The sequence below is a fragment of the Arthrobacter sp. zg-Y877 genome, from assembly GCF_030373105.1.
Classification (GTDB): Bacteria; Actinomycetota; Actinomycetes; order Actinomycetales; family Micrococcaceae; genus Arthrobacter_B.
This window is the reverse complement of record NZ_JAUCPU010000002.1, coordinates 491,550-516,600: the sequence shown is the minus strand read 5'-3', so window position 1 is coordinate 516,600 and position 25,051 is coordinate 491,550. Positions and strand designations below refer to the sequence as shown.

Here is a 25,051-nt window from a genome sequence, read left to right as displayed (position 1 = left end):
CTGACTGTTGAACCTGCCGTTTTGGACGGTAGGGTGCAAGGGGACAGAACTTATCAAGGCCCGGTAAGGGCAGGAGAAGAGGACGACCATGGTAAAGAAGCTTGTATTTTTGGCCGGTGCGGGTATCGGCTACCTGGCTGGTTCCAAGGGCGGCCGCGAAAAGCTGATGCAGCTTTGGAACGACCCTAAGGTTCAGGAAACCGTTTCCCACGGCACCGAATGGGCCAAGGACAAGGCTCCGGGCCTGCAGGACAAGGTTACCGGTGTCGCCAAGGACGCCGCGTCCAAGGTCACGGGTTCCAGCAGCTCCAGCTCGACGGACTCCAGCTCGACCGGTTCCACCGGCTCCTCCACCGGTTCTTCCGCTGCAGGTGGCACGGAAACCAACGGTTCCTACACCACCGGTGGCGAGCAGAAGATGTCCCCGGCTGAACCGCAGCCCGAGGCCTAAGCACAACACGCAGTCCGGCACCGGACGGGTGGGCGAAAGCTCACCCGTCCGGTGTTTTCATATACCCGGCGCAGGCCGGTGCGGCGTGCCGTTACCTGCCGTTACCCGTCGCGGGCGGCCCGGACCCTTCACCGAAGCGCCAGCGGAAAATCCCGACCGAACATCGGAACCTGTGTGGCGGGATGCACGTTGGGTAGGCAAGGGCGCAGCGAGACGCGGACGGAACCCGCAACGGAACGTCCGACCGAACATCGGAACCTGTGTGGCGGGATGCACGTTGGGTAGGCAAGGGCGCAGCGAGACGCGGACGGAACCCGCAACGGAACGTCCGACCGCCCGGGGGGACCGCCCGTTCCGGGGACTGTCTGGAACGGCCGGAAAAGAAAAAGGCCGAGGGAAACCGACGATGGGAATATTACACACCCGTCCGTCCGTTATCTTCGGCTACTATCGAGTGCCCCGGAAACTACACCACTACGGATTTGGAGTGTGAGCCGAGAACATGGCTACAGATTATGACGCGCCGCGCAAGACTGAGGAAGAGGCCGGACCAGCCTCTATTGAAGAGCTTCAGGCCCGTCGCAGTGACAAGCAGTCTGCCGTAGTTGACGTGGATGAAACCGAGGCAGCCGAAGGATTCGAGCTGCCCGGTGCCGACTTGTCCGGTGAAGAACTGCTGGTCCGTGTGGTGCCGCCGCAGGAAGACGAGTTCACCTGCAACTCCTGCTTCCTCGTCCGCCACCGCTCGCAGCTGGCCGTGGAAAAGAACGGCCTGGCGTACTGCAAGGACTGTGAAGGCTGACCAACGAAACATGAGCCGCCGCGCCACTGAGGTGCGGCGGCTTCCTGTTTAAGCCCCAAACTTTTGAGGACCCGGACGGTGACTGCTCCGACCTGGCCGATGGGCGTGACGTGGACAGCGAATCGGATCCGTCCTGTTAGACTGATGGCTTCGTAGGGGAGTATCCCAAAACGCAGATATCCGTCAACACGTGGAGCACCGACGCTCCGCCGGATTCGCGGCCAGCCTGTTTGGGTGGCGGGAGAGACCTATGCTCCTTCGGCGTACCCTACGAAAGCAGACGGTTATGACTGTTTCCCCCTTGATCTGGGGAGTGACCATTCTGGTCATTCTGGCCTTATTGGCCTTTGATTACTTCTTCCACATCCGCAAGGCGCACATTCCCACGCTGAAGGAAGCGGCCATCTGGTCCGCCATCTACGTGGGCCTGGCCATCGTGTTCGGCATTGTTGTCTGGGTCTTCGGCGGTAACCAGATGGGCACGGAGTATTTCGCCGGCTACATCACAGAGAAAGCCCTGTCGGTCGACAACCTGTTTGTCTTCCTGATCATCATGGCGAGCTTCCGGGTGCCGCGTGAAGACCAGCAGAAGGTCCTTCTTTTCGGCATTGTCTTCTCGCTGATTGCCCGCACTGCCTTTATTTTCCTCGGCGCCGCTCTGATCAACTCCTTCTCCTGGGTCTTCTACCTCTTCGGCCTGATCCTGCTGATCACCGCCGGCAACCTGCTGAAGCCTGAAAGCACCGAGGGCGATGATGAAGCCAACAACTTCATCATCCGCCTGGCCCGCAAGATCTTCCACACCTCGGACGAGTACGACGGCGACAAGCTCTTCACCATGGAGAACGGCAAGCGCGTCCTGACTCCGATGCTGCTGGTTATGGTGGCCATCGGCGGTACGGATATCCTCTTCGCGCTGGACTCCATCCCGGCAATCTTCGGTCTCACGCAGAACGTCTTTATCGTCTTCACGGCTACTGCGTTCTCGCTGATGGGCCTGCGCCAGCTGTTCTTCCTGATTGACGGACTGCTGGACCGCCTGATCTACCTCAGCTACGGTCTTGCCGCCATCCTGGCGTTCATCGGCGTCAAGCTCGTCCTGCACGCCCTGCACGAAAACACCCTGCCGTTCATCAACGGCGGCGAGCATGTCCCGGTCTTCGAAGTCACCACCGGCCTTTCGCTCTCGGTCATCGTGGGTGTACTGGCCATCACCGTTGTGGGCTCCCTGATCAGCCCGGCAGGCAAGGCGATGACCGCGGTCAACAATGCCCGCCGCCACGCCGATGCCTACCTGGACCTGCACTACACTGCCGATCCCGGAGAACGCGAGCGCGTCTACAAGGCACTGTGCGACGAGGAGCAGGACATCCTGAAGATGGATCTTAAGTACCGCAACAAGGTCAAGGACATCGAGCAGATCCGTGAAACCGTAGCCCGTGCGCACACCGAGCACGAGCGTTTCCTCTCCCGTTAGAAGACGCCGGCGCTAAAGCCAGCGAAACCGGGCATCCCCGGGCAGCCACTGCGCTGCCCGGGGATGCCCTTCGCAGTTAAGCCCCGCTCCGGGCTAGCTGAGCCCGGCTGCCCGGCTCCGGCTTAGCGGCTTACCGGCCGGCACGGTGCGGCAACGGGGCAAGCAGCAACGCACCGGAACGGCGCACCGCCATCCCAAGGCACAAGCCTGCGGCCAACGCACCCAACCCTCCGGCGGCGAGGTCTGTCATGGTGTCCGCGTAACCGACGTTGATACTCGCGTCCACATAGGTATGGCCCCACCACTCACCGATTTCCCACAGCACACCCATGCCCAGCCCCAGGGCGAGAACCAGCAGTGGAACCACCACGGGGAGCGACCGTGAAGCCCGGTGCGGACGGCGGACGGCCGGAACAGCACCAAACTGCACCAGCAGGAAATAGGCGATCACGGCAAGGGTGCCGGTGGCGGCACAATGGACGGCCAAATCCCACCACGGGATACGGGCGTATAGATCCGCGACGCTGCTCCACGCCGCGGTCAGCAGCACCACGCCGTACGCGGCATCGAAACCGGGGAAGACAGCCAGCGCACGGGACACCAGAAGGCCCAGTAACACCAGCAGGAACAGCGCAGTTTCCACCGGCCCCAGCAGGAACAGCGCCACCACGACACTGACCACTCCGGCCATACGGACAGCATCGGCGAGGTATTCCCGCAGGGACGCCGGGGGATGGAGCAGGGCATCGATCATCCTCCTACGGTAGCCGCGCACCGCGGCCCGCAGCAGGGGTTCCCGCGGCCCGCAGGAGGGGTGCGCCCAAAGCGCCAGGGCGGAGCCCGGTCCCGCGCTAAACTCGGCCCATGCCCTCCGAGCTTCCGGCAGTGTCCGTGGTCATTCCGTGCCTGAACGACTCTGCCCTCCTGGAAGCCTGCCTGCTTTCGCTGGCCCGGCAGACCGTAGCGCCCCGGGAAATCGTGGTGGTGGACAACAACAGCAGCGACTCCAGCGCCGAAACCGCACGGAGGTTCGGTGCGCGGGTGGTGTGGGAACCCGTCGCCGGGATCCCCGCCGCTGCCAGTACTGGGTACGACGCCGCGGCAGCGGATTCTTCGGAAGCAGGTTCCGGGCAAAGAGCCACCGTCATTGCCCGGTGCGACGCAGACTGCGTCCTGCCGCCGGACTGGATCGAGCGCATTGCCGTTGCCTTTGCCGAGGACCCTGAGCTGGAAGTGCTCAGTGGGCCGGGAGTTTTCTACGGGATGCCCCCGTTGCCTGGGCTGCTGCTCTCCCGGCTGTATCTGGGGTCCTATTACCTGGCGATGGGCTCGGCTCTGGCGCACTGGCCGTTATTCGGCTCCAACCTGGCCCTGCGCGCGCAGACATGGAGGGAAGTCCGCGGCGATGTGCACCGCAGTGATGCGCAGATGCACGACGACGTCTGCCTCAGCTTCCACCTCGGCCAGGGCCGGCGGTGCCGCAGAGACCGGACATTGATCGTGGGGATGGCCCCACGCGCCGTGCAGAGTCTGCCTAACCTGGTGCTGCGCTTCCGCCGGGCTTTCCATACCCTGGCCGGCCACTGGCCGCAGGACTACCCCTGGGTCCGGTGGAGCCGGAGGTTCCGGGGAAATATGTCTCCGGCACCGGCGAACTGAGCGTCAGCCGCGGCCCAATCCTGGCTCAGGGGTAGAGGAGCGGAAGCTGGAGGACCAGCCACGGGCTGAACGCCCACGGAGTCAGCCGCACCGCGGGAACCAGCTGCTGCGGATCCGCCCACTCCCAGTCCATGACCTCGTCCCCCGCGGGGACCGGATCGGCGTCGGCCACGGCTGTGTACACGGGGCAGATCTCATGTTCGACGATGCCCGAAGCGTCAACGGCGCGGTAACGGAAATCGGCAACCCGCAGCGTCAGATCCCGGACTTCGAGCCCGAGTTCGCGCTGTGCGCGCCGGTTGACCGCGTCCTCAGTGGCCTCTCCTGGACCCGGGTGGCCGCAGAAGGAATTGGTCCAGACACCGGGCCAGGTCCGCTTGGACAATGCCCGGCGGGTGACCAGCAGCTGCCCGCGGGTATTGAAGACGTGGGTGGAGAACGCCAGATGAAGCGGTGTCTCGGTGGTGTGCACACTCGCTTTGTCACGGGTACCGAGGGGACGGCCCTCATTGTCGACGAGAACAACCTGTTCTGCGCTGTCCGTCATTTCTTCCCCTACTCCCATACGTGTTTACTTTACCTATGGATACGCACCCCCCGCTCGACCTGGCCGCTGGGCAGGACCAGGTCGAGACCGTCCTGCAGCGGTTCTTCGAGCAGGCGAAGGAGCGGGCGGCGAAACTGGGTCCCGCCTATGGATCCCTCTGGCAGGCCCTCGAAAACTCCGCGGCGGGCGGTAAAAGGGTCCGACCCCGCATCCTGCTGACGGCATACCTGAACCTCGGGGGCACGGACACAGCTGCGGCCGCCAGGGTGGGCGCCGCCTTCGAACTGCTGCACACGGCCCTGATCGTGCACGACGACGTGATCGACCTGGATTTCACCCGCCGCGGCCACGAAAATGTCTCCGGCGTTTATCGGGGGATGGCCGCCGCAGCAGGCGTGGAAGCAGGCGCAGCCCGGCACCGCGGCCTCTCCGCCGGCGTCATTGCCGGAGACCTGGCACTGGCCGGGGCCTTCCGGCTGCTGGACAGTGCCAAGGTCCACACAGGCGTCCGGGAGCGGCTGGCCGAGATCCTGGACGACGCCGTCTTCGCGTCCGCCGGTGGTGAGCTGATCGACGTGGACCTTTCCTTCCACCCCGACGCCCCGCCCATCGCGGAAATCCTGCACATGGAACGGCTCAAGACCGCCGTCTACTCCTTCGAGGCGCCGCTGCAGGCCGGGGCCGTGCTCGCCGGGGCACCGAACGACGTCGTGACCACCCTGGGCCTGTACGGCCGGGACATCGGGATCGCCTACCAAGTGGTGGATGACCTGCTGGGGGTTTTCGGTGCGGAGAGCGCCACGGGCAAGTCCAGTTTTTCCGATCTGCGCGAGGGAAAGCGCACGGTGCTGGTCTCCTATGCTGCACGGCAGCCGGAATGGCCGGAGCTTTCGGACCTGATCGGCAACCCCGAGCTGACCGCCCGTGATGCCGTCCGTGCCCGGGAACTGCTGGTTTCCTCCGGTGCGCGGGACCACGCGCAGCAGCTGGTGCGCGAATATGCCGACCGGGCCCGCCAGCACCTGGACTGCCCCGCGGTGACCCCCGGGCTGCGGGCCGCATTGTCGACGGTGGTTGACGACGCCGTGAACCGGGGACGGTAGTCCGTGGCAGCTGACCAGGGCCTGCCCCTTTACAACACTGTCGCGCGGCAGACGTCAGCCGTGCTGATCCGGTCGTACTCGACGTCGTTCGGGCTGGCGTCCCGCCTGCTCGACGCCAGGACCCGAAAGCAGATAGAGACGATTTATGCGCTGGTGCGGCTGGCGGATGAGATTGTCGACGGCGTGCCGGCGGCCGCCCGTGTGCCCCGCGCGGAGATCGGCACACTGCTGGATGAGCTCGAGACGGACACGGAACGGGCACTGCGTACCGGCTACAGCGTCAACCTGGTGGTCCATGCGTTTGCGCTGACTGCGGGGGAGACCGGCATCGGGACGGAGCTGACCCGGCCGTTCTTTGCCTCGATGCGCGCGGACCTGGACCAGATGGAGCATACCGAGGACAGCTTCAACGAGTACGTCTACGGCTCAGCGGAGGTGGTCGGGCTGATGTGTCTACAGTGCTTCCTCCAGGGAGTGCCCCTGCCCGACGACCACGCCAAGCAGCTCCGTGAAGGTGCCCAGCGGCTCGGAGCGGCCTTCCAGAAGGTCAACTTCCTGCGGGACCTCGCGCAGGATTTCGAGGCCCTGGGACGCAGCTATTTCCCCGGCATCACCGTAGCTGCCTTCAGCGAGGCGGATAAGCACCGGATCCTGGACGGCATCGATGCCGACCTGCTCGTCTCGGGAGCCGCAGTGGCACGCCTGCCCGCAAACTGCAGGGCCGCCGTCGTGCTGGCCCAGGACCTGTTCGCTGAGCTGGCCCGCCGGCTCCGCAGCACGCCGGCCGAGGAGCTGCGCACCACGCGGGTCCGTGTGCCCAACCCGGTGAAGGCGCGGATTGCGGCACGGGCCTTCCTGACCCGCAAGGCCGCCGTGCCCCGGACACAGCAGCCCGGGGGAGGGAAACCGGGGTCCCGGTTCCCCGGGTCGCAGAACGAAAGGCAACCATGAGCATGCGTCCGCGTACCGCCGTCGTGATCGGGGGTGGCATCACCGGCCTGGCCACCGCCGCGCTGCTGGCCCGGGACGGCCTGGAGGTCACCGTGCTGGAAAAGCAGCCCGAGACCGGGGGGCGGGCAGGAAGCTGGGAAACCGGAGGGTTCCGCTTTGACACCGGCCCGTCCTGGTACCTGATGCCGGAGGTCTTCGACCACTTCTTCCGGCTGCTGGGCACCTCGGCCGCAGACCAGCTGGAGCTGGTCCAGCTGGATCCGGGGTACCGGGTGTACTTCGAGGACCGCACCGAACCGGTGGATGTAGCCGCCACCCGGGCCGGGAACATTGCCCTCTTCGAATCCCTGGAACCCGGGGCCGGAGACAGGCTGGAGGAATACCTCGAATCCGCCGAAGATGTTTACGGGATGGCCAAGAAGCGGTTCCTGTATTCAACCTTCGCCTCCATCCTGCCGCTCCTGCGCCCCGACGTCCTGCGGCGCGGTCCGCGGCTGGCCCGGCTGCTGCTGGAGCCGCTGAGCACCTTCGTGGCCCGGCGCTTCACGGACCCGCGGATCCGCCAGATCCTGGGGTACCCGGCGGTTTTCCTGGGCTCCTCCCCGTTCACTACGCCCAGCATGTACCACCTGATGAGCCGGCTGGACCTGGCTGACGGAGTGCTTTACCCGCGGGGCGGTTTCCACCGGATCGTTTCGGTGATTGCCGACCTGGCCCGGGCGGAAGGCGCGCAGGTGATCACGGGTGCCGAGGTTACCCGGATCCGCACCTCACCCGGGCCGGGCGCAGACCGGAACCGGGTACGGCCCCGGTACCCCAAGCCGCGGGCCGCCGGCGTGGATTACCGGGACGCCGACGGAACGCTCGTCTCCCTGGACGCAGACCTGGTCGTTTCGGCAGCGGACCTCCACCACACTGAAACCGCCCTCCTCCCCGAAGCCCTCCAGACCTATCCGGAGAAATACTGGGAGAAGCGCGTCCCCGGTCCCGGAGGGCTGCTGCTGCACCTGGGCGTGCAGGGAAAACTGCCGCAGCTGGAACACCACACACTGCTCTTCACCAGTGACTGGGAAGCAAATTTCGAGAAGATTTTCGGCGCGGAAACGTCCGTTCCGGATCCTGCGTCCCTGTACGTGTGCCGCCCAAGCGCCACGGATCCGGAGGCCGCCCCGGAAGGGCACGAGAACCTGTTTGTCCTGGTCCCGGTGTCGTCCGATCCGTCACTGGGAGCCGGAGGGATTGACGGTGCCGGGGATCCACAGATCGAAAAGATGGCCGACGCCGTCATCGCCCAGCTCTCCGATTGGGCGGGCATCCCCGACCTGGCAGAGCGCATCATCATCCGCCGCACCGTGGGGCCGCAGGACTTTGTCGCCGACCTCAACTCCTGGCGGGGAACCCTGCTGGGGCCGGCCCACATCCTGAAGCAGAGCGCGTTCTTCCGCGGCACGAACGCCAGCAGGAAGGTCGACGGACTGCTGTATGCCGGCGGGTCCACCCTGCCGGGCATCGGCCTGCCGATGTGCCTGATCAGCGCCGAGCTGGTCCTCAAGCGGCTGCGCGGAGACACCGGCACCGAGGCGCTGCCCGAGCCCGCACCCGGGTCGGCACCCGGGTCGGCGGAACCGGCCGCGGAAACGGCCGTGGAAACGGCCGTGGAAACGCTGCCGGGATCGCCTCAGGCCGCGATGCCGCGCGCTGCCGGCAGGCCGCCCGCCGGACCCTCTTCTCCCGGGGCGGGAGCGTAATGGGCGTCCTGTACCTGCTCTTCCTGCTGCTGTCCCTGGGCTGCATGGTGCTCCTGGACCACCGGTTCCGGCTGTTCTTCTTTGCTGATGCGCGCCGGGCCGCCATAGTGCTGGCGGCAGGCGTGGTGTTCTTCACCGGCTGGGACCTGGCCGGCATCGGCTCCGATATCTTCTACCGGGGCGAGACTCCATTCATGCTTGGCCTCACCCTGGCACCACACCTGCCCGTGGAGGAGATCTTTTTCCTGGCCTTCCTCTGCTACCTGACCATGGTGGTCTTCGGCCTGGTGCGTCTGGTTGCCGGGCGGGCCGCTGAACGGGGCGCCGGACACACCCCGGACCGGGCTGACGCCGCCCCGGACCGGACCAGGAGTCACCCGGAACGGGCTGCCGGAGCCCCGGACCTCCCCGGCGGAGCCCCGGACCAGACGGCCGGACCCGATCCGGACCTCCCTGGCGGGCACCCGGGCCATGCGGTGGGGAGGCAGCCGTGACGTACTGGACCCTCAATGCCTTCTTCCTGGTGCCGGCAGCCCTGGCCGCCGCAACAGCCCTCCTGCGCCCGCGCCGCCGTCCCCGCTACTTCGCGGCGGCAGCAGCCGTCACCGCCGTCGTCCTGTTGGCCCTGACCGCTCTCTTCGACAACGTTATGATCCGCGCCGGCCTCTTTTGGTACAACGAGGACCGTATTTCCGGAGCCTTCGCCGGGGCAGCCCCGCTGGAAGATTTCGCCTATCCACTTGCAGCCGTGCTGCTGCTTCCCGCGCTCTGGGTACTGCTGCCCGGACATGCCCCCGCCCCCGGAGCCGGCCCTGTCTCCGGAGCCGGGCCCGGCCGCGGAGCCGGCTCCAGAGCATCCAGCGGGAAACCGCACCCGAAGGAGCAACCGTGAGCCCTGCCGCCACCGGAACGACGGGAACCCTGCGCATGCTGCTGGTGTCCTCGCGGCCGCTCTCCTGGGTGAATACGGCCTACCCGTTTGCTGCCGCCTACCAGCTCACCACCGGACGGATCGACCTGGCCTGGGTCATCGGCACCCTCTACTTCCTGGTCCCCTACAACCTGGCGATGTACGGCATCAATGACGTTTTCGATTACGAGTCCGACCTGCACAATCCGCGTAAGGGGGGAGTGGAAGGCGCCGTACTGGACCGCGGGTTCCACCGCACCACGCTGTGGGCGGCAGTCCTCACGAATGTGCCGTTCCTGATTGCCCTGGTCCTGCTCGGAAGTCCGCTGTCCTGGCTGGTGCTCGCCATAAGCGTCTTTGCAGTGGTTGCGTACAGCGCCCCGGGACTGCGGTTCAAGGAACGGCCCTTCCTGGATTCGATGACCTCCAGCACGCACTTCGTCAGCCCGGCGGTCTACGGATTGGTCCTGGCCGGGGCGGTATTCACTCCGGAACTCTGGGCAGTCCTTGGGGCTTTCTTCCTCTGGGGAATGGCCAGCCAGGCATTCGGCGCTGTTCAGGACGTGGTGCCGGACCGGGAAGGCGGCATCGGGTCCATCGCCACTGTGCTCGGGGCCCGGCCGGTGGTGTGGCTCGCCGCAGCCGCTTACCTTGCTGCGGGCCTGCTGATGCTCTTCACCCCGTGGCCGGCGGTCCTGGGCTGCCTGCTGGCGCTGCCCTACATCCTCAACCTGGTTCCGTTCCTACGGATCACCGACGCCGGTTCCGCAGCCGCCAACTCCGGCTGGAAGCGGTTCCTGAAGCTGAACTTCCTCACCGGATTCCTCGTGACCCTGCTGATCATCTGGTACTGGCCGGCACGGTAACGTGCAATTCCTCGTGGTGGCCGGGCGCGGGGTCCACCCACAACGGTTTGCTCCGGTTTGGGAAAATTCGACCGGTATGTGAGATCGCTGCAGTGCGGCGTGGCAGCACTTTCCCAAACCGGCAGTAGAAACCCAAACCGGCAACAGTTTCCCAAACCAGCAGCAGAACTTCCCGAAACGCAACAGCGGCCGGCCCCCGAAGGGACCGGCCGCTGCTGTGTCTAAAGGGTGCTGAAGTTACTCGGCAACGCCCACGAACTCGGCCTTTTCGTTGGCCGTGGTCTCGCCCTGTGCCAGGGAGAGGCGCAGCTTCTCGCCCAGGACCGCGTCAACGTTGGTCCAGTACTGGATCGCAGCTTCGCGGATGTGCGGACGCTTCACGCCGGAGATGGCACCGGTGATGGTTTCCAGGAAACGCTGCTTAGCGGCGTCATCGTAAACCTCGCGGTACAGCGTGCCGGCCTGGCCGAAGTCGCTGTCCTCGGAGTGCAGGGTCGCGGCGGAACGCACCAGGGCGCCGTCGTTCTCCCAGCTGCCCGCACCGGCAAGCGCTGCGTCGGCCGCGGGGCCGCCCAGCGTGTTCGGTGCGTAGACCGGGGTCTCCGGGGAGTTGTAGGAGAAGCGCATGGCGCCGTCCTGCGAGTAGTTGTTGACCGGTGCCTTCGGTGCGTTGACCGGCAGCTGGTTGTAGTTGGCGCCGATGCGGTAACGCTGGGCATCCGGGTAGGAGAAGATGCGGGCCATCAGCATCTTGTCCGGGCTGGCATCGATGCCGGGAACCAGGTTCGCGGGGGACAGGGCAACCTGCTCGATCTGCGCGAAGAAGTTCTCCGGGTTGCGGTTCAGGGTGTGGGTACCCACCTTGATCAGCGGGTAGTCCGCGTGCGGCCAGACCTTCGTCAGGTCGAACGGGTTGAACCGGTAGGTCTTGGCATCTTCGTACGGCATAACCTGCACGTGCAGGTCCCAGGACGGGAAGTTGCCGGCCTCGATGGCCTCGTACAGGTCGCGGCGGTAGTAGTCGGCGTCGGCGCCGGCAATCTTTTCAGCCTCGGCACCGGTGATTTCATGGTTGCCCTGGTTGGACGTGAAGTGGTACTTCACCCAGAAGCGCTCGCCGGCAGCGTTGATCCACTGGTACGTGTGCGAGCCGAAGCCGGGCATTTCACGCCACGACGTCGGCAGGCCGCGGTCACCCATCAGGTAGGTGACCTGGTGCGCGGACTCGGGGGAGTTGGTCCAGAAGTCCCACTGCATATCGGCGTCACGCAGGCCGGAACCCGGGAGGCGCTTCTGCGAGTGGATGAAGTCCGGGAACTTGATGCCGTCGCGGATGAAGAACACCGGAGTGTTGTTGCCGACGATGTCGTAGTTGCCCTCGGTGCTGTAGAAACGCATCGCGAAGCCGCGTACGTCGCGCCAGGTGTCGGGGGAACCCATTTCGCCGGCGACGGAGGAGAACCGCTGGACGGTCTCGGTCACGGTGCCCGGCTGGAAAACAGCGGCACGGGTGTACTTGGAGACATCCTCAGTGACTACGAACTCACCGAATGCGCCGCCGCCCTTGGCGTGCACGATGCGTTCCGGCATGCGCTCCCGGTTGAACTGGGCCAGCTTCTCGACCAGGTAACGGTCGTGAAGGGCAACGGCGCCGTCGGCGCCGGTGCTCAGCGAGTGTGCGTCGCTGGAAACCGGGGTGCCGGTCTGCGTGGTGGTGAAGTTAGACATACTTGTTCTTTCTCTGGTGCTGGCAAAAAAGGTGAAGGGGGATCAGGGTGGGCTAGGACGCGGCTGCGGCGGCGCAGTCGGTGCAGAGCCCGCGGTAGAGAACATCCGCAATCTGGATGGTCATGCCGTGGGTATTTCCGGGGGTCAGGCAGGGGGCGTGGCCGACGGCGCAGTCCACGTCCTCGATCCGGCCGCAGCCGGTGCAGATCGCGTGGTGGTGGTTGTCATTCACGCGGGTCTCGTACCGGGCCGGGGAATCCGGGGTTTCGATTTTCCGCAGCAGGCCGGTCTCAGTGAGATCCGCGAGGACCACATAGATGGACTGCAGTGAAATGTCCGGAAGCTCCCTACGGACACCGACGACGACGTCGTCCGCCACCGAGTGCGGTGCAGCGTCGACGGCACGGAGTACGGCGAGGCGCTGCTTGGTGACGCGGCGGCCGTGGGCGCGCAGCTCGTCCGACCACCTGGCGGTGGCCTCCTCTGCTGCTGCGGTTTCGGTCATGCTCATCATCCTAGCCTTATTTTGAGTTACTCATAATAAGGATCGCCTTACCTGCCACGGTCCCGGTACGCTGGGCGGAGATTGATTCAACGGAACATCAAGCGGAGGCATAGTGCCGGCAGCAGAAGTTCGAACCGGATACCAGCGCGTGGCGGTAGGGGAGACACACGTGGATATCCGTACCTACCGGCGCTTTGACGACGCCGGAACGCCGGAGTGGCCGCAGACCCGCAGCGAGGTGGTCCTGGTGCACGGGATCGGAGCTTCGGAGCGGTACTACGGACCGTTGATCTGGGAACTGGCGCGCACGTCCACCGTGCACACGCTGGAACTGCCGGGCTTCGGCTCGACTCCCAAACCGCGCAGGCAGCTGCAGATGGAAGACTTTGGGCGCATTGCCGTGCAGGCACTCGATGCCGCGGGCATCAACGGTGCGCAGTGGGTGGGTCATTCCATGGGCTGCCAGGTAGTGGTGGAAATGGCGCTCGCCGCCCCGGAGGCCGCTTCCTCGGTGGTCCTGCTGGGACCAACCATCAACGACGCCGAGCGCTCGGCTCCGCTGCAGGCGCTGCGGCTGATGCAGGACTGCCTGGTCGAACCCCCGGCGGTCAACTACCTGCTGATCACGGATTATCTGCGTGCGGGTCCACGCTGGTACCTGTCCACGCTGCCCGTGATGATCCGGCACCGGATGGAGGAACGGATCGGCGGGGTGAAGCCGCCGGTCCTGCTGGTGCGCGGCGGCAAGGATCCCGTGGTGCGCGCCGACTGGGTGGCCCGGCTTGCCGCTGCCCGCCCCGGTGCCGTAACCGCGGAAATCCCCGGCCAGCCGCACGTGATGATGTACACCCGGCCAAAGGAGACGGCCGAACTGATGCGTTCCGCAGCAGCGGTACGGTGAGCACGCTCCGCCCGGGTGTCCGCCCGCGCCGGCAGGGACGGATCTTCCGCTGGGCGCGCCAGGCGCGGGGCTGGGCCTCGGACTACTTCTACGTGGCCTACTGGCAGGTCCACGGCCTCCTCTTCCGCCGCGACCCTGCGGCGTACCTGCATCCGGAGGGCGAGGTGCGGGCTCCGGTGGTGCTGATCCCCGGCGTCTACGAGAACTGGCAGTTCCTGCGCCCGCTGGCCGACTACCTCTACGATCGAGGCCATCCGGTGCACACCGTGGCGCCGCTGGGCTACAACCGCGGCGCCATTGAGCGGATGGCCGAGCTGGTGGAACGCTACCTGGTGGACCAGGACCTGCAGGACGTCCTGGTCCTGGCGCACAGCAAGGGCGGGCTGATCGGCAAGCACCTGATGACCCTGCCCGACGGCGGAGCGCGGGTGGCGCGCATGATTGCCGTGAACACGCCCTTCTCCGGCTCCGTGTACGCCAACCTGTTTCCGCTGGCATCGATCCGCGCCTTCTCGCCCCGGGATGCGTTCCTGCAGCGACTGCTGCGCAACGAGGACGTGAACGCCCGGATTACCTCTGTCTACAGCAGCTTCGATCCGCATATCCCCGCGGGCAGCCACCTGGCCGGTGCGCGGAACGTCCAGCTGGAGTCCATGGGCCATTTCCGGCCCATCGGGGATTCCCGTTTGCTCGACGTGCTGGAGCAGGAACTCGACGACGCCGGCACGGACGGCGGCGGGTCCGCGTAACCCCTGCGCCGGGCGGGTCTGTCTAACCCCTGCGCCGGGCCGGGCGGAGCCTAGCCCGGCGCAGCCTCGGTGCGCCGGGCTAGGACGCGCCGCGGGCCAGCGCCTGCTCCACTGCCGCCGCCGAACCGTCCCGCCACGGCTCGCCGTGGCCGGTGAGCAGCAGCGGTGCATCGGCCTCGGCCAGCAATGCCAGTGACTCGAGCGCCTGGGCACTGTCCGCAGTTGCCGCACCGGACACGATCTGGGGTCCTTTGGATCCGGTGTAGGGGTCAAGGGTGACCAGGGAATCGCCGCTGATCAGGACGCCGCGGTCCGGATAGTGCAGGGCTATGTGTCCGGCTGTATGCCCGGGCGTATACAGAACCCGTGGCCTGCCGGGCAGGGTGTCGCCGGAGTCCGGGGTCAGGCTGTGCACGTCGGTCACCCCGCGCACGTTCAATGCTCCGGCAAGGGTCATCGCGCCCAGGATGGGGACGGCCTTGGGGTAGCGCAGGGGATACAGGAACCGGTTGGTCTCATGCCGGTAGCGGTAGGGATGGGCGGCAATGTACCGGTCGGCGTCATGCACCAGGATGGGCGTGCGGTATTCCTGCCGGAGCCGGGCCGCGGTGCCCACGTGGTCGAAATGCGCGTGTGTCAGCACCAGGGCGCGGACAGCGCCGGCACCGTAGCCCAGTTCGTCCAGGGCCCCGGTCAGGTGCGGCCACATTCCCGGCAGGCCGGCGTCGATCACCGCCACGCCGTCGTCGTCCTCAACCAGGTAGACATTGACGTGGGCATGCTCGATGCGGTGGATTCCATCGGCAACATTGCGGGTAAACACGGTGGTTACTCCTTCGGCGGGAACGGCGGCTGCATCGGTTCCCCCCCATCCTAAGCATGCTTCCTATTGCGGTGCGCGTGTACTGCGCCGGATCGGGGCCGCCGGGACCCTAGACTGCTCTGGTGCCAAGACTGCTCGCTGACCTCACACCCCTGCGTGAAAGCCCGGAATTCCGCCGCCTCTGGACCGGAACCGCGCTGTCCGCCGTCGGCACCCAACTCACCCTCGTGGCGGTAAGCCTTGAGGTGTACGAACTGACCGAATCGAGTTTCAACGTAGGGCTGCTGGGACTGGTGGGCCTGGTGCCGCTGATCCTGGCGGGACTCTACGGCGGCTCGGTGGTGGACGCCTATGACCGGCGTAAAGTCGCACTGCTTTCCTCGGGGCTGCTGTGGCTCAGCACCATCGGCATAGCTGCCCAGGCCTGGGCAGGAGTGGGAAACGTCTGGCTGCTGTACTTCCTCGTGGCCGTCAATGCGGGTGCGGGCGGACTGAACCAGCCGGCCCGCAGCGCCATCATTCCCCGCCTGGTCCGTCCGGAACTGCTGCCCGCAGCCAATGCGCTGAGCATGATGACCTTCGGCCTGGCGATGACCGCCGGTCCGCTGCTGGCGGGAGTGCTCGTGGCCCGCGTCGGCTACGGCTGGACCTATACGATCGACGTCGTCACCTTCACCGCAGCCATGTGGGCGCTGTACCGGCTGGCTCCGATGCCGCCGGTCGGCAAGGTGCAGAAGGCCGGGCTGGGCTCGGTGCTGGAAGGGTTCCGCTTTCTGGGCACCAGGCCCAATATCCGTATGACCTTCGTGGTGGACCTGTGCGCCATGGTCTTCGCCCAGCCCCGTGCCCTGCTGCCGGCCATCGGAGCCCTGATGCTCGGCGGCGGTGCCACCACGGTGGGGGTGCTGCTGGCCGCCACGGCCGTGGGCGCCTTCCTCGCCGGCCTGTTCTCCGGTCCGCTCGGGCTGGTCCGACGGCAGGGCCTGGCGGTGCTGTGGTCGGTAGCGGCCTGGGGCCTGTCGGTGACGGCCTTCGGCGTCGTAGTGGTGCTGGCCGGCTCCAACGACGGCGCGGTCCCGTCCCGGTGGCTCATCCCCGCGGCTGCGGCGATGGCCTGCGCCGGGATTGCCGATTCCATCAGCGGCGTCTTCCGGTCCACCATCCTGCAGTCCGCCACCCCCGACGCGATGCGCGGCAGGCTGCAGGGGGTGTTTGTGGTGGTTGTGGCCGGCGGTCCGCGGCTCGGGGACCTGGTGGCGGGCGTGGATGCATCCTTCGTGGGCGAGGGCTGGGCAGCGGTACTCGGAGGGCTGATCTGCCTTGCCCTGGTGGCCGTGCTGGCGCGCATGCAGCCGCGGTTCGCCCGGTACGACGCCCAGAATCCCGAGCCCTGAGCGTCCGCCACAGGCAGGAACAGTCCCGCCTGGTTAAACGTTGAACTATTTGGATCAGCTTTACTTCATGGATGCGGCGCAGGCCGGTGCGGCCTGCGCAAAGGACCAAGTAGAAGGACAAAGTACCCGTGCACCGACATTTCAACGGACTCAAGACCGCAGCCCTGTTCGGCGTGCTTTTCGCAGTGCTGCTGGGAATCGGGGCGCTGCTCTCCAGCGGAACCGGAAGCCCCACGTTCATCTGGGTCTTCCTCGTCATCGGCCTGGCAACCACCGCCTACAGCTACTGGAACAGTGACAAGCTGGCCATCCGGGCGATGCGTGCAGTGCCGGTCACCGAGGCCCAGGCACCGGAAATGTACCGGATTGTCCGCGAGCTTTCCTCCAAGGCAGGCGAGCCGATGCCACGCCTCTATGTTTCCCCGACCATGGCACCTAACGCCTTCGCCACCGGACGCAACCCGCAGAATGCTGCCGTGTGCTGCACGCAGGGCATCCTGGCCCTCCTGAACGAACGTGAACTCCGCGGTGTGCTCGGCCATGAGCTGATGCACGTGTACAACCGCGACATCCTGACCTCCTCGGTGGCGGCGGCCATCGCCGGAGTGATCACCTCGCTGGGACAGTTCCTGCTCTTCTTCGGCGGCGGCGACCGCCGCAACGCCAACCCGCTGGCCATGATCGCCATGGCGGTCCTGGCGCCGCTGGCCGCCTCGCTGATCCAGATGGCCATCGGCCGGACCCGCGAATACGACGCGGACGAAGACGGCGCCAGGCTCACGGACGATCCGCTGGCGCTCGCCTCGGCCCTGCGCAAGCTCGAAGCCGGAACTCAGCGGGCTCCGCTTCCGAGCAATGACCAGAAGCTGGCCAATACGTCGCACCTGATGATTGCCAATCCGTTCCGCGCCGGCGTGCGGGGCCTGCTGGCCACCCATCCGCCGATGGACGACCGCATCCAGCGGCTGGAACGCATGGCCGGCCGGACCCTGGGTGCGTAGCCGAACCATCTCCCGGTGAAGAAGTAGGCTTCGAGCATGCGCCTGATACTCATCCGCCACGGGCAGACCCCCTCGAATGTGGAGCATTACCTGGACACCGCTGTCCCCGGCCCCGGATTGACGGAGCTGGGCCTGGAGCAGGCGGCGGCCCTGCCCGAAGCCCTCGGGCATGAGCCGATCGACGGTATTTTCGCCTCCAACCTGGTCCGCACCCAGCTCACCGCCGCACCCCTGGCGGCAGCCCTGGGGCTCCCTGTCGAAATCCGGGACGGGCTGCGGGAGGTTTCCGCCGGCGAGCTGGAAATGCGCAACGACCGGGAGGCAATCATTGCCTACCTGAAGACCGTCTACCGCTGGGTCTCCGGCGACACCGCCGCCCGGATGCCCGGTGGGCCGGACGGTGGAGAGACACTGGGCCGCTTTGACGCGGTGGTCGGGGAACTCGCCGCCGCGGGATTGAAGTCCCCGGCGGTCTTCAGCCACGGGGCGATGATCCGGGCCTGGGCCACCGCGCGTGCCGCGAACGTGGGAGCAGACTTTATCGTGGCAAACGCGCTCAGCAACACCGGTGTTGCCGTAATGGAGGCGGAAGATCTGCCCGGCGGTGGACTCGGCCCGTGGCAGCTGCTGACGTGGATGGGTGAGGCAATAGGTGGGGACGAGTTGAAGGATGAGGGCGACGACGGCCCGGCTGCCGACGTCGCGCTTTAGCTGCGGCAGCAAGCCCCGGCCCGCAGAGAAAACACAGTGAACGCACAAACGGCGCCTTTCCCACTGGGGGAAAGGCGCCGCCGCAAGTGCTCCGGAAAGTCCTAGCGGAAGTTGATGAACTGCAGATCCACTTCGAGGTCGGCGCCCTTGAGCAGGGCCATGGTGGCCTGCAGGTCATCGCGGGACTTGGAGCTGACCCGCAGCTCGTCGCCCTGGATCTGGGACTTCACACCCTTGGGGCCTTCGTCGCGGATCAGCTTGTTGATCTTCTTCGCCTGGTCCTGGGCGATGCCCTCCTTCATGGAGGCTTCAATCCGGTATTCCTTGCCGGAGGCGAACGGCTCCCCGGCGTCCAGGGACTTCAGGGAGATGCCGCGCTTGACCAGCTTGGACTGCAGGACGTCCAGCACGGCCTTTACCCGGTCCTCGGAGTTGGCCTTCATAAGGATCTTCTCGCCGCTGAAGTCCACCTCGGCGCCTACGCCCTTGAAGTCGTAGCGCTGGACGATTTCCTTCTGCGCCTGGTTCAGCGCGTTGGCCACTTCCTGCTTATCGATCTTGCTGACGACGTCGAACGTGGACTCGCTGGCCATTTCGGAACTCCTCTAAGTTGATGACTTTTCCTGCTACTTAGCGTAGTAGGTCTGCGCCCCGATGGCTCCCCACTCCCAGCGGCCGCACAGCCAACACACGGCGTCGTCCCATCGGGGCGGGGAAAGGTGAGGGGGTGGAAAACACTCACCCTCATGCTTCCAGCCCTGCTTCCCGCCCCTCCCTCCGCCGTCCCGCTGCCGTCCGGATCCGCACCGCAGCAGCCGGTTCCTTCCTGGCAGCTGCCTCGGCGGCAGGCATGGGTGTCCTTGGTGCTGCTCCGGCCAGGGCCGCGATCACACCGGTCTCTTCCACTGTGGACTGCTCTCCGGCGTCGCCCGTCGAGGCGGACCGGACGGAAGGCATGCGGAAGCGCCTGGCAGGGATCCACGCGGACCTCGTCAATGCGGTGAAGTGGGGGTCGGTGACCCAGGCCCAGGCGGACCGGTTCTATGCACAGCTCCAGGACCGGATGGCGCGGGGCCTGTAGCGCCGGCGGCAGGTAAGGAAAGCCGCGGTGGCGGCTCCGGGAGGGCCGTGAAAAAAGCCTGCCGGCAGGCATCTGGGTCCCGATTCGTAACTTGGGAGAATCTTCGGTAAAGTTGTCTTGTCCGCAGCTGCTGCGGACAAGGTCTTCACTTGAAGACACTCGGCAGATTACCCGAGCGGCCAAAGGGGGCTGACTGTAAATCAGCTGGCAACGCCTTCACTGGTTCGAATCCAGTATCTGCCACCGACAAACCCGTCCTCACTTAGGTGAGGGCGGGTTTTTCAGGTTCCCGGACCCTTGTGCCCAGCCCCACTAGATATTAGGCTTCCTAACCATGAGTACCGATCCCGCACTGGACGACCTCGCCGAGGAATTCCGCGAGTCCCTCCGGCTGGCCCTGTACATTGCCCGCAACATGGATGCGGATACCGATCTCAGCGCCACGCAGGTGAGCATCATGAAGATGGCCGCCGGTGAAGGCATGCGCGTCAGTGGGATTGCGCGGAACCTGGGCGTGAAGGTGCCCAGCGCCACCGAGCAGATCATCCGTCTTGAAGGCGCGGGCCTGCTGCTGCGCAGTCCAGATCCGCACGATTCCCGGGGTGTACGGGTCACGCTCACCCCGCAGGGGACACGGGCGCTGCAGGAAGCCAATGAGAGCAGGACCGCGCTGATGGCCGCCCTGCTGGAGCAGCTGAGCAGCGAGGAACGCGCGTCCCTTTCGGCGGCGCTGCCGGTGATCCGCCGCCTGACGAAACTGCCCGGGGCCTGAGCCGCTTCACGGTCAGCGAACAGTTGCAGACAATGCACGCCGGCACCGCTAGCGTTGGACCATGGCTACTATCGACATCACCGAAGCAACGTTCCCCGAGACCATCGAGGAAAACGACATAGTCTTCGTCGACTTCTGGGCGGACTGGTGCGGACCCTGCAAGCAGTTTGCTCCCGTATATGAATCCGTTTCCCAGCAGCACGACGACATCATCTTTGGCAAGGTGGACACCGAGGCCGAGCAGAGTCTGGCAGCTGCCGCCGCCATCACCTCCATTCCCACCCTCATGGCCTTCCGGGAAAAGGTTCTGGTGTTCTCCCAGCCCGGCGCCCTGAACGCCAGCCAGTTCAGCGAACTGGTGGAAGCGGTCAAGGGCCTGGACATGAAGGCGGTCCACGAGCAGATCGCAGCGCAGGAACGCGAGGGAGCAGCCGGCTCCAACGGCCAGGGCTAGCCGCACCCGGCTCCATAGTTTTGCTCTCAGGGAGGTGTGTTCCACACCTCCCTGAGTGCGTTAAGCGGGAACCACACACCCTCTCCGGATCTGCTGTGGATCCGGGAGTATTACCGTCTACCGCAGCCACAGCCCCCGTTGTAACCTCGCTCCCATAGGGCGCACCGCATGGGGGAACGCACAGAGCGCGGACGTCAACGACGACGAGACGACAGCGAGGAAGACATGAGTTCCAACCGAGGAATTGCCTATCTTGAACCGGGTGTAGTGGAAGTCCAGGACATTGATTACCCGTCCTTCGAGCTGCAGGACGGGCCGGGGGTGAATCCTGCCAACATCGGCCGCAAACTTCCGCACGCGGCCATCCTGAAGGTGGTCACCACAAACATCTGCGGATCCGACCAGCACATGGTCCGGGGCCGCACGACGGCGCCGCCAAACCTGATCCTGGGTCATGAGATCACCGGGGAAGTCGTGGAAACCGGACCCGACGTGGAGTACATCAACGTGGGCGACCTGGTGTCGGTGCCGTTTAATATCTCCTGCGGCCGGTGCCGGAACTGCAAGGAACGTAAGACCGGAATCTGCCTGAATGTCAACCCGGACCGGCCCGGAAGCGCCTACGGATACGTGGACATGGGCGGCTGGGTCGGAGGGCAGGCCGAGTACGCGCTGGTGCCTTACGCGGACTGGAACCTCCTGAAGTTCCCGGACAAGGACCAGGCCATGGAGAAGATCCTGGACCTGACCATGCTCTCGGATATCTTCCCCACCGGCTATCACGGCGCAGTTACGGCAGGCGTGGGGGTGGGGTCCACCGTCTACATTGCCGGTGCAGGTCCCGTGGGCCTGGCCGCAGCGGTGTCGGCACAGCTGCTCGGTGCGGCTGCCGTGATTGTGGGCGACCTGAACGAGGAGCGCCTGGCCCAGGCCCGCAGTTTCGGCTGCGAAACAGTGGACGTGTCGCTGGGGGATCCACGGGACCAGATCGAGATGATCCTGGGGGTGCCGGAAGTGGACTGCGGCGTCGACGCCGTGGGGTTCGAGGCCCGCGGCCACGGTGCAGGCTCCAGCAGTGAGGCTCCGGCGACGGTTTTGAACTCGCTGATGGACATCACAGCGGCAGGTGGAGCGCTGGGCATTCCCGGGCTGTACGTCACCGGGGACCCGGGCGGCGTCGATGAGGCGGCCCAGAAGGGGTCGCTGAGTCTCAATCTGGGTGCGGGCTGGGCCAAGTCGCTGTCCTTCACCACCGGACAGTGTCCCGTGATGAAGTACAACCGGGAACTGATGATGGCGATCCTGCATGACAAGGTGCAGATTGCCAAGGCCGTGAGCGCCACCCCGATCAGCCTGGACCAGGCACCGGAGGCCTACCGCGAGTTTGATTCGGGCGTGGCGAAGAAATACGTCATTGACCCGAACGGCATGGTCGGTTCGCACTAAGGCTCCAGCGTCCCGGTAAGACCAGCCCCGGTAACGGGAGCACGGACAGAAGCAGGCAGGACCGGAACCGAACCGGCCCTGTCTGCTTCTGTGTGTGCCCGTTCCCTTCTGGTGCCGCGTGGCCTGGCGGTAAACTCGACTGGTCCTGGGCCCCCCGGCCACCGGTTCCGGGGCCCAGCAGTCCGAACGCCCATGAACGGCAAGCGGGTTGGAAGCGGGACTCCATGTGCGGTAGCAACGGGACGAGCAGCACCGGAAGATCCGGGCCGGGTACGCCCGGTACGGGGAGGCCCACCACCAGTAGGCCCTGGCCCCTGCGGTGCCCGGCATGAACGCGGCGGACACCGCATGGGTGCTGACCTGTGCCGGGTTGGTGCTCTTCATGACTCCGGGCCTGGCCCTCTTCTACGGCGGGATGGTGCCGGTCCGCAATGTCCTGACCATGATGCTGCAGAACATCATTCCGCTCGGTGTCATTTCCCTGACCTGGATCCTGGTCGGATACACCTTGGCCTTCAGCAATAAGGGCAACTCCGTGCTCGGCGAGTTTGATGCCGTGGCGCTCCTGGATCTCGACGCCCCGCAGTTCCACACCGTCGCGGCAGGCGTCACCATACCCGCGCTCGCTTTTGTGGCCTACCAGATGATGTTCGCGGTAATCACTCCAGCCCTGCTTACCGGGGCCACCGCAGGCAGGCTCCGGTTTGCCGGCTGGGTGGTTTTCCTCGCTGCGTTCTCGGTCCTGGTGTACCCGCAGATTGCCCGCTGGCTCTGGCATCCCCAGGGATGGCTGTTCCAGCTTGGGGCCCAGGACTGGGCCGGAGGCATGGTGGTGCATACTTCCGCCGGTGCCGCCGCCGCCGCAGTTCTCCTGGTGATTGGCAGGCGGCGCGGCTGGCCGAACCTGCGGACCTCGCCGAACAACCTCCCCCTGATGCTGGTGGGTGCAGGCATCCTCTGGTTCGGCTGGTTCGGATTCAACGCCGGGGACGGACTGGAAGCCAACGACATTGCAGCGCAGGCCCTGATCAACACCCACGCGGCCGGGGCAGCCGCCATGCTTACCTGGCTGCTCGTGGAACGGGTTGGCAGCGGGCACTGCACCTTGGTGGGTGCCGTCTCCGGCGCAGTCGCCGGTCTGGCCACCATTACCCCCTGTGCCGGTTTTGTCGGAACCGGCTCGGCCCTGCTGATCGGACTGATTGCCGGATGCCTGTGCGCCCTGGCCGTCCGGCTCAAGCACCTCCTGAAGTACGACGACGCCCTGGACGTGATTGCCATCCATTTTGTAGGCGGCGTGCTGGGTACCCTGCTGCTGGGCTTTTTCGCCGACAGTGCAGTGAACCCGGTCAGCGATGACGGCGTTTTCTCCGGCGGAGGAGGTCTCCTGCTGTGGCACCAGACGGTCGCAGTCGTCAGCGTAGTGCTCTTCTCCTTTGTGCTGAGCTGGATTATTGCCTCGCTTATTTCCCGCACCATCGGACTGCGTGAGCCCGGGCCGGAACAGGAGGACCTGGACCGCGTCCAGCAGGACTCTTCGGGCTACTCGCTCAGCGGCGTCACGGCCCGGCCCACTGCAGCAGGCAGGGGAGCAGTGAACGGCAGCATCACCGCCGACCCGAGGCGCTCCGCCCCCAGCCACCTCGTCAGCGCCGTGGTCTCTACCGAACGGGTCGATGGACTCCGGGATGCCCTACTGATGGCGGGTGCCCGTTCCCTGGAGCTGTCCGATGCCGCTGTCTACACCGGCAAAATCCGGACCGAGGCTTTCCGCAGCCAAGAGAGGCGGATCGATTTCCATGACCGGCTGCGGGTGAAGGCCGCGGTCGACGAAGAGCATGAGGAAGCAGTGGTGGCGGTCCTCAAGCGCTTCGGCGCGGAGCCGGAATCGATCTACCGGCTCGCGATCCTGCCGCATTGAGTGACCCGACCGCTCCGCTGCCTCAACGCCGGCGGTGGTCCATCGGGGCGAGCTTGGGTCCGAAGGTGGGTTTGCGGTAGCCGCTGAGCATGATCATCCGCACGACCCGCTGACGGTGGCCCCGCCAGGGCTCCAGAAGCTTCAGCATGCCGGCGTCGTCGGTGCGCCGGCCCGTGAGTGCGGCGCCCACATAGGCGGCCAGATGGAAATCGCCCACGGACACGGAATCCGGGGCGCCGTGCGTCCGCTGGGTGATTTCCGCTGCGCTCCAGACGCCGATCCCGGGAACCGAACACAGCTTGGCGGTTAGGTCCTTCCCCAGGGGAGCGTCGGCGAGCCGCTGGAGCGAAGACGCCTGCGAGCAGGCCCGCAGGATGGTGCTGGAGCGGGAGAAGTCCACCCGTGCCTGGTGCCAGTCCCAGCTGGGGATCCGCCACCAGGTTTCCGGTGCAGGGGAGGCCTTCATCCCTGCGGGGGCCGGACCCGGAGCATCGATCCCGTACCGGGTCACCAGGTAGCGCCAGGCGTAATAGGCCTCCAATACGGTCACCTTCTGCTCCAGCACCACGGGGATCAGGGTGTCCATGATCCGGCCCGTACTGGGCAGGCGCAGGGAGAGGTTCCGGCGCCGGGTTTCGGTAACCATCCGGGGCAGCGTGGCGAGGAAGGCGTCGTCGTCGAAACCGGACCAGTCATCCCCTTCGCCGAGCAGGGCAGGCACTGACGCCAACGCGCACTCCGCGCCCGGCCCCCAGGCCTGGGCCCGGACCCGTGCCCCGGGTGCGGGCACGCGTTCCTCGCGCAGGTTCAGGGTGGCGGGGCCCTCCGGGGTGAGGAAGGCCAGCCAGGCCACCCCGGGACCCAACCGGATGGTGGGATCCTGCTTACCCCGGACCAGGATCCGCAGGGACGTCTGCAGGCAGTACGGAGCGGGCGAATCCCAATAACGCACCGGACCCGAGGGAGTCTGCTGCAGCGTTGGAACAGCGGCAGTGAAGGACATGCAACCATGGTCGCACGCAGCACCCCCACTCCTGTCCGCAGCAGAACC

Annotated in this window: 27 protein-coding genes and 1 tRNA gene; 21 read left to right on the top strand and 7 right to left on the bottom strand. The window is 66.0% G+C overall.

Annotation, left to right across the window (positions count from 1 at the left end; translation table 11 throughout):
• Positions 1–88 precede the first annotated feature (88 nt).
• From QNO03_RS06540 to QNO03_RS06530, 3 genes are all read left to right on the top strand, one after another.
• Positions 89–451, top strand: coding sequence for a hypothetical protein (locus tag QNO03_RS06540; RefSeq protein WP_289602604.1), 363 nt, complete (start codon positions 89–91; stop codon positions 449–451).
• A gap of 502 nt (positions 452–953) precedes the next feature.
• A complete protein-coding gene (locus QNO03_RS06535; RefSeq protein ID WP_146360892.1) occupies positions 954–1,253 on the top strand; it encodes a DUF4193 domain-containing protein in 300 nt (99 codons plus the stop codon).
• Between the two features lie 286 nt (positions 1,254–1,539).
• The gene (locus tag QNO03_RS06530; RefSeq protein WP_289602602.1) at positions 1,540–2,730 is read left to right on the top strand and encodes a TerC family protein; all 1,191 of its coding nucleotides are present in this window, start codon (positions 1,540–1,542) and stop codon (positions 2,728–2,730) included.
• A 130-nt stretch (positions 2,731–2,860) separates the two neighbouring features.
• Here the strand turns inward: QNO03_RS06530 and QNO03_RS06525 are convergent, their stop codons facing one another.
• Complete coding sequence (locus QNO03_RS06525) at positions 2,861–3,484, bottom strand: DUF2238 domain-containing protein (RefSeq protein ID WP_289602600.1); 624 nt, start codon at positions 3,482–3,484, stop codon at positions 2,861–2,863.
• 110 nt (positions 3,485–3,594) lie between these two features.
• Between QNO03_RS06525 and QNO03_RS06520 the strand changes: the two genes are divergently transcribed.
• Positions 3,595–4,389 carry a glycosyltransferase family 2 protein gene (locus QNO03_RS06520; RefSeq protein ID WP_289602598.1) on the top strand — a complete coding sequence of 265 codons (795 nt, stop codon included), beginning with the start codon at positions 3,595–3,597 and terminating at the stop codon, positions 4,387–4,389.
• Positions 4,390–4,414: 25 nt separating this feature from the next.
• Here QNO03_RS06520 and idi read toward each other — a convergent pair whose 3' ends face one another.
• Positions 4,415–4,936, bottom strand: coding sequence for an isopentenyl-diphosphate Delta-isomerase (gene idi, locus QNO03_RS06515; RefSeq protein WP_229947138.1), 522 nt, complete (start codon positions 4,934–4,936; stop codon positions 4,415–4,417).
• A gap of 35 nt (positions 4,937–4,971) precedes the next feature.
• On the opposite strand from idi, the gene QNO03_RS06510 reads away from it, so the two are divergent.
• Genes QNO03_RS06510 through QNO03_RS06485 form a run of 6 tightly spaced genes read left to right on the top strand, consistent with a single transcriptional unit; the run spans position 4,972 to position 10,514 of the window.
• Entirely contained in the window at positions 4,972–6,039 is a 1,068-nt protein-coding gene (locus QNO03_RS06510; protein WP_289602596.1) for a polyprenyl synthetase family protein, read from the top strand.
• Positions 6,040–6,042: 3 nt separating this feature from the next.
• Positions 6,043–6,990 carry a phytoene/squalene synthase family protein gene (locus QNO03_RS06505; protein ID WP_289602594.1) on the top strand — a complete coding sequence of 316 codons (948 nt, stop codon included), beginning with the start codon at positions 6,043–6,045 and terminating at the stop codon, positions 6,988–6,990.
• Positions 6,991–6,992: 2 nt separating this feature from the next.
• Complete coding sequence (gene crtI / locus QNO03_RS06500) at positions 6,993–8,738, top strand: phytoene desaturase family protein (RefSeq protein ID WP_289602816.1); 1,746 nt, start codon at positions 6,993–6,995, stop codon at positions 8,736–8,738.
• Positions 8,738–9,232, top strand: a complete 495-nt coding sequence (locus tag QNO03_RS14640) for a lycopene cyclase domain-containing protein (protein ID WP_354003882.1) — start codon at positions 8,738–8,740, stop codon at positions 9,230–9,232. The genes crtI and QNO03_RS14640 overlap by 1 nt, the downstream gene beginning before the upstream one ends.
• Positions 9,229–9,630 (top strand): lycopene cyclase domain-containing protein, encoded by a 402-nt coding sequence (locus tag QNO03_RS06490; RefSeq protein ID WP_289602592.1) that lies wholly within the window; start codon positions 9,229–9,231, stop codon positions 9,628–9,630. Before QNO03_RS14640 ends, QNO03_RS06490 begins: the two co-directional genes overlap by 4 nt.
• A 35-nt stretch (positions 9,631–9,665) precedes the next feature.
• Entirely contained in the window at positions 9,666–10,514 is an 849-nt protein-coding gene (locus QNO03_RS06485) for a prenyltransferase (protein ID WP_289602815.1), read from the top strand.
• A 237-nt stretch (positions 10,515–10,751) separates the two neighbouring features.
• On the opposite strand, the gene QNO03_RS06480 is transcribed toward QNO03_RS06485, so the two are convergent.
• Together QNO03_RS06480 and QNO03_RS06475 are read right to left on the bottom strand one after the other, a co-directional pair.
• A complete protein-coding gene (locus QNO03_RS06480; protein ID WP_229947141.1) occupies positions 10,752–12,242 on the bottom strand; it encodes a catalase in 1,491 nt (496 codons plus the stop codon).
• A gap of 52 nt (positions 12,243–12,294) precedes the next feature.
• Positions 12,295–12,747: a Fur family transcriptional regulator gene (locus QNO03_RS06475; RefSeq protein WP_289602589.1), complete on the bottom strand. Its 453-nt coding sequence runs from the start codon at positions 12,745–12,747 to the stop codon at positions 12,295–12,297.
• Positions 12,748–12,916: 169 nt separating this feature from the next.
• On the opposite strand from QNO03_RS06475, the gene QNO03_RS06470 reads away from it, so the two are divergent.
• Positions 12,917–13,648 (top strand): alpha/beta fold hydrolase, encoded by a 732-nt coding sequence (locus QNO03_RS06470; protein ID WP_289602588.1) that lies wholly within the window; start codon positions 12,917–12,919, stop codon positions 13,646–13,648.
• Complete coding sequence (locus QNO03_RS06465; RefSeq protein WP_289602586.1) at positions 13,645–14,397, top strand: esterase/lipase family protein; 753 nt, start codon at positions 13,645–13,647, stop codon at positions 14,395–14,397. The genes QNO03_RS06470 and QNO03_RS06465 overlap by 4 nt, the downstream gene beginning before the upstream one ends.
• Positions 14,398–14,476: 79 nt before the next feature.
• Here the strand turns inward: QNO03_RS06465 and QNO03_RS06460 are convergent, their stop codons facing one another.
• On the bottom strand, positions 14,477–15,220 hold the full coding sequence (locus QNO03_RS06460; RefSeq protein ID WP_289602585.1) for an MBL fold metallo-hydrolase: 744 nt from the start codon (positions 15,218–15,220) through the stop codon (positions 14,477–14,479).
• 122 nt (positions 15,221–15,342) lie between these two features.
• On the opposite strand from QNO03_RS06460, the gene QNO03_RS06455 reads away from it, so the two are divergent.
• The 3 genes from QNO03_RS06455 (at position 15,343) to QNO03_RS06445 (ending at position 18,326) form a co-directional block, all read left to right on the top strand.
• On the top strand, positions 15,343–16,614 hold the full coding sequence (locus QNO03_RS06455) for an MFS transporter (RefSeq protein ID WP_289602583.1): 1,272 nt from the start codon (positions 15,343–15,345) through the stop codon (positions 16,612–16,614).
• A 128-nt stretch (positions 16,615–16,742) separates the two neighbouring features.
• Complete coding sequence (htpX, locus tag QNO03_RS06450) at positions 16,743–17,615, top strand: zinc metalloprotease HtpX (protein ID WP_289602582.1); 873 nt, start codon at positions 16,743–16,745, stop codon at positions 17,613–17,615.
• A 36-nt stretch (positions 17,616–17,651) separates the two neighbouring features.
• Entirely contained in the window at positions 17,652–18,326 is a 675-nt protein-coding gene (locus QNO03_RS06445; protein ID WP_289602580.1) for a histidine phosphatase family protein, read from the top strand.
• Between the two features lie 101 nt (positions 18,327–18,427).
• Here QNO03_RS06445 and QNO03_RS06440 read toward each other — a convergent pair whose 3' ends face one another.
• Positions 18,428–18,919, bottom strand: coding sequence for a YajQ family cyclic di-GMP-binding protein (locus QNO03_RS06440; protein WP_146360925.1), 492 nt, complete (start codon positions 18,917–18,919; stop codon positions 18,428–18,430).
• Between the two features lie 134 nt (positions 18,920–19,053).
• Between QNO03_RS06440 and QNO03_RS06435 the strand changes: the two genes are divergently transcribed.
• The 6 genes from QNO03_RS06435 to amt all read left to right on the top strand — a co-directional run bounded on the left by QNO03_RS06435 (position 19,054) and on the right by amt (position 24,000).
• A complete protein-coding gene (locus tag QNO03_RS06435; RefSeq protein WP_289602578.1) occupies positions 19,054–19,407 on the top strand; it encodes a hypothetical protein in 354 nt (117 codons plus the stop codon).
• Between the two features lie 161 nt (positions 19,408–19,568).
• Positions 19,569–19,650: transfer RNA gene (locus QNO03_RS06430), tRNA-Tyr, on the top strand.
• Positions 19,651–19,741: 91 nt separating this feature from the next.
• A complete protein-coding gene (locus QNO03_RS06425; RefSeq protein ID WP_289602577.1) occupies positions 19,742–20,179 on the top strand; it encodes a MarR family winged helix-turn-helix transcriptional regulator in 438 nt (145 codons plus the stop codon).
• Positions 20,180–20,240: 61 nt separating this feature from the next.
• Entirely contained in the window at positions 20,241–20,633 is a 393-nt protein-coding gene (locus QNO03_RS06420; RefSeq protein ID WP_229947163.1) for a thioredoxin family protein, read from the top strand.
• A gap of 225 nt (positions 20,634–20,858) precedes the next feature.
• Positions 20,859–22,079 carry a formaldehyde dehydrogenase, glutathione-independent gene (fdhA, locus tag QNO03_RS06415; RefSeq protein WP_229947165.1) on the top strand — a complete coding sequence of 407 codons (1,221 nt, stop codon included), beginning with the start codon at positions 20,859–20,861 and terminating at the stop codon, positions 22,077–22,079.
• Positions 22,080–22,407: 328 nt separating this feature from the next.
• Positions 22,408–24,000 (top strand): ammonium transporter, encoded by a 1,593-nt coding sequence (gene amt, locus QNO03_RS06410; RefSeq protein WP_289602574.1) that lies wholly within the window; start codon positions 22,408–22,410, stop codon positions 23,998–24,000.
• 22 nt (positions 24,001–24,022) lie between these two features.
• Here the strand turns inward: amt and QNO03_RS06405 are convergent, their stop codons facing one another.
• Positions 24,023–25,003, bottom strand: a complete 981-nt coding sequence (locus QNO03_RS06405; RefSeq protein WP_289602572.1) for a DNA-3-methyladenine glycosylase family protein — start codon at positions 25,001–25,003, stop codon at positions 24,023–24,025.
• Positions 25,004–25,051: the final 48 nt, after the last annotated feature.

What these genes read in the sequence shown, in the direction of transcription:
- QNO03_RS06540 (WP_289602604.1), top strand. Translation starts at nt 89, where the DNA reads ATGGTAAAGAAGCTTGTATTTTTGGCCGGTGCGGGTATCGGCTACCTG.
- fdhA (WP_229947165.1), top strand. Translation starts at nt 20,859, where the DNA reads ATGAGTTCCAACCGAGGAATTGCCTATCTTGAACCGGGTGTAGTGGAA.
- idi (WP_229947138.1), bottom strand. Translation starts at nt 4,936, where the DNA reads ATGACGGACAGCGCAGAACAGGTTGTTCTCGTCGACAATGAGGGCCGT.
- QNO03_RS06510 (WP_289602596.1), top strand. Translation starts at nt 4,972, where the DNA reads ATGGATACGCACCCCCCGCTCGACCTGGCCGCTGGGCAGGACCAGGTC.
- QNO03_RS06425 (WP_289602577.1), top strand. Translation starts at nt 19,742, where the DNA reads ATGAGTACCGATCCCGCACTGGACGACCTCGCCGAGGAATTCCGCGAG.
- QNO03_RS06405 (WP_289602572.1), bottom strand. Translation starts at nt 25,003, where the DNA reads ATGTCCTTCACTGCCGCTGTTCCAACGCTGCAGCAGACTCCCTCGGGT.
- crtI (WP_289602816.1), top strand. Translation starts at nt 6,993, where the DNA reads ATGCGTCCGCGTACCGCCGTCGTGATCGGGGGTGGCATCACCGGCCTG.
- QNO03_RS06525 (WP_289602600.1), bottom strand. Translation starts at nt 3,484, where the DNA reads ATGATCGATGCCCTGCTCCATCCCCCGGCGTCCCTGCGGGAATACCTC.
- QNO03_RS06520 (WP_289602598.1), top strand. Translation starts at nt 3,595, where the DNA reads ATGCCCTCCGAGCTTCCGGCAGTGTCCGTGGTCATTCCGTGCCTGAAC.
- QNO03_RS06485 (WP_289602815.1), top strand. Translation starts at nt 9,666, where the DNA reads ATGCTGCTGGTGTCCTCGCGGCCGCTCTCCTGGGTGAATACGGCCTAC.
- amt (WP_289602574.1), top strand. Translation starts at nt 22,408, where the DNA reads ATGAACGCGGCGGACACCGCATGGGTGCTGACCTGTGCCGGGTTGGTG.
- QNO03_RS06440 (WP_146360925.1), bottom strand. Translation starts at nt 18,919, where the DNA reads ATGGCCAGCGAGTCCACGTTCGACGTCGTCAGCAAGATCGATAAGCAG.
- QNO03_RS14640 (WP_354003882.1), top strand. Translation starts at nt 8,738, where the DNA reads ATGGGCGTCCTGTACCTGCTCTTCCTGCTGCTGTCCCTGGGCTGCATG.
- QNO03_RS06535 (WP_146360892.1), top strand. Translation starts at nt 954, where the DNA reads ATGGCTACAGATTATGACGCGCCGCGCAAGACTGAGGAAGAGGCCGGA.
- QNO03_RS06445 (WP_289602580.1), top strand. Translation starts at nt 17,652, where the DNA reads ATGCGCCTGATACTCATCCGCCACGGGCAGACCCCCTCGAATGTGGAG.
- QNO03_RS06530 (WP_289602602.1), top strand. Translation starts at nt 1,540, where the DNA reads ATGACTGTTTCCCCCTTGATCTGGGGAGTGACCATTCTGGTCATTCTG.
- QNO03_RS06475 (WP_289602589.1), bottom strand. Translation starts at nt 12,747, where the DNA reads ATGACCGAAACCGCAGCAGCAGAGGAGGCCACCGCCAGGTGGTCGGAC.
- QNO03_RS06480 (WP_229947141.1), bottom strand. Translation starts at nt 12,242, where the DNA reads ATGTCTAACTTCACCACCACGCAGACCGGCACCCCGGTTTCCAGCGAC.
- QNO03_RS06420 (WP_229947163.1), top strand. Translation starts at nt 20,241, where the DNA reads ATGGCTACTATCGACATCACCGAAGCAACGTTCCCCGAGACCATCGAG.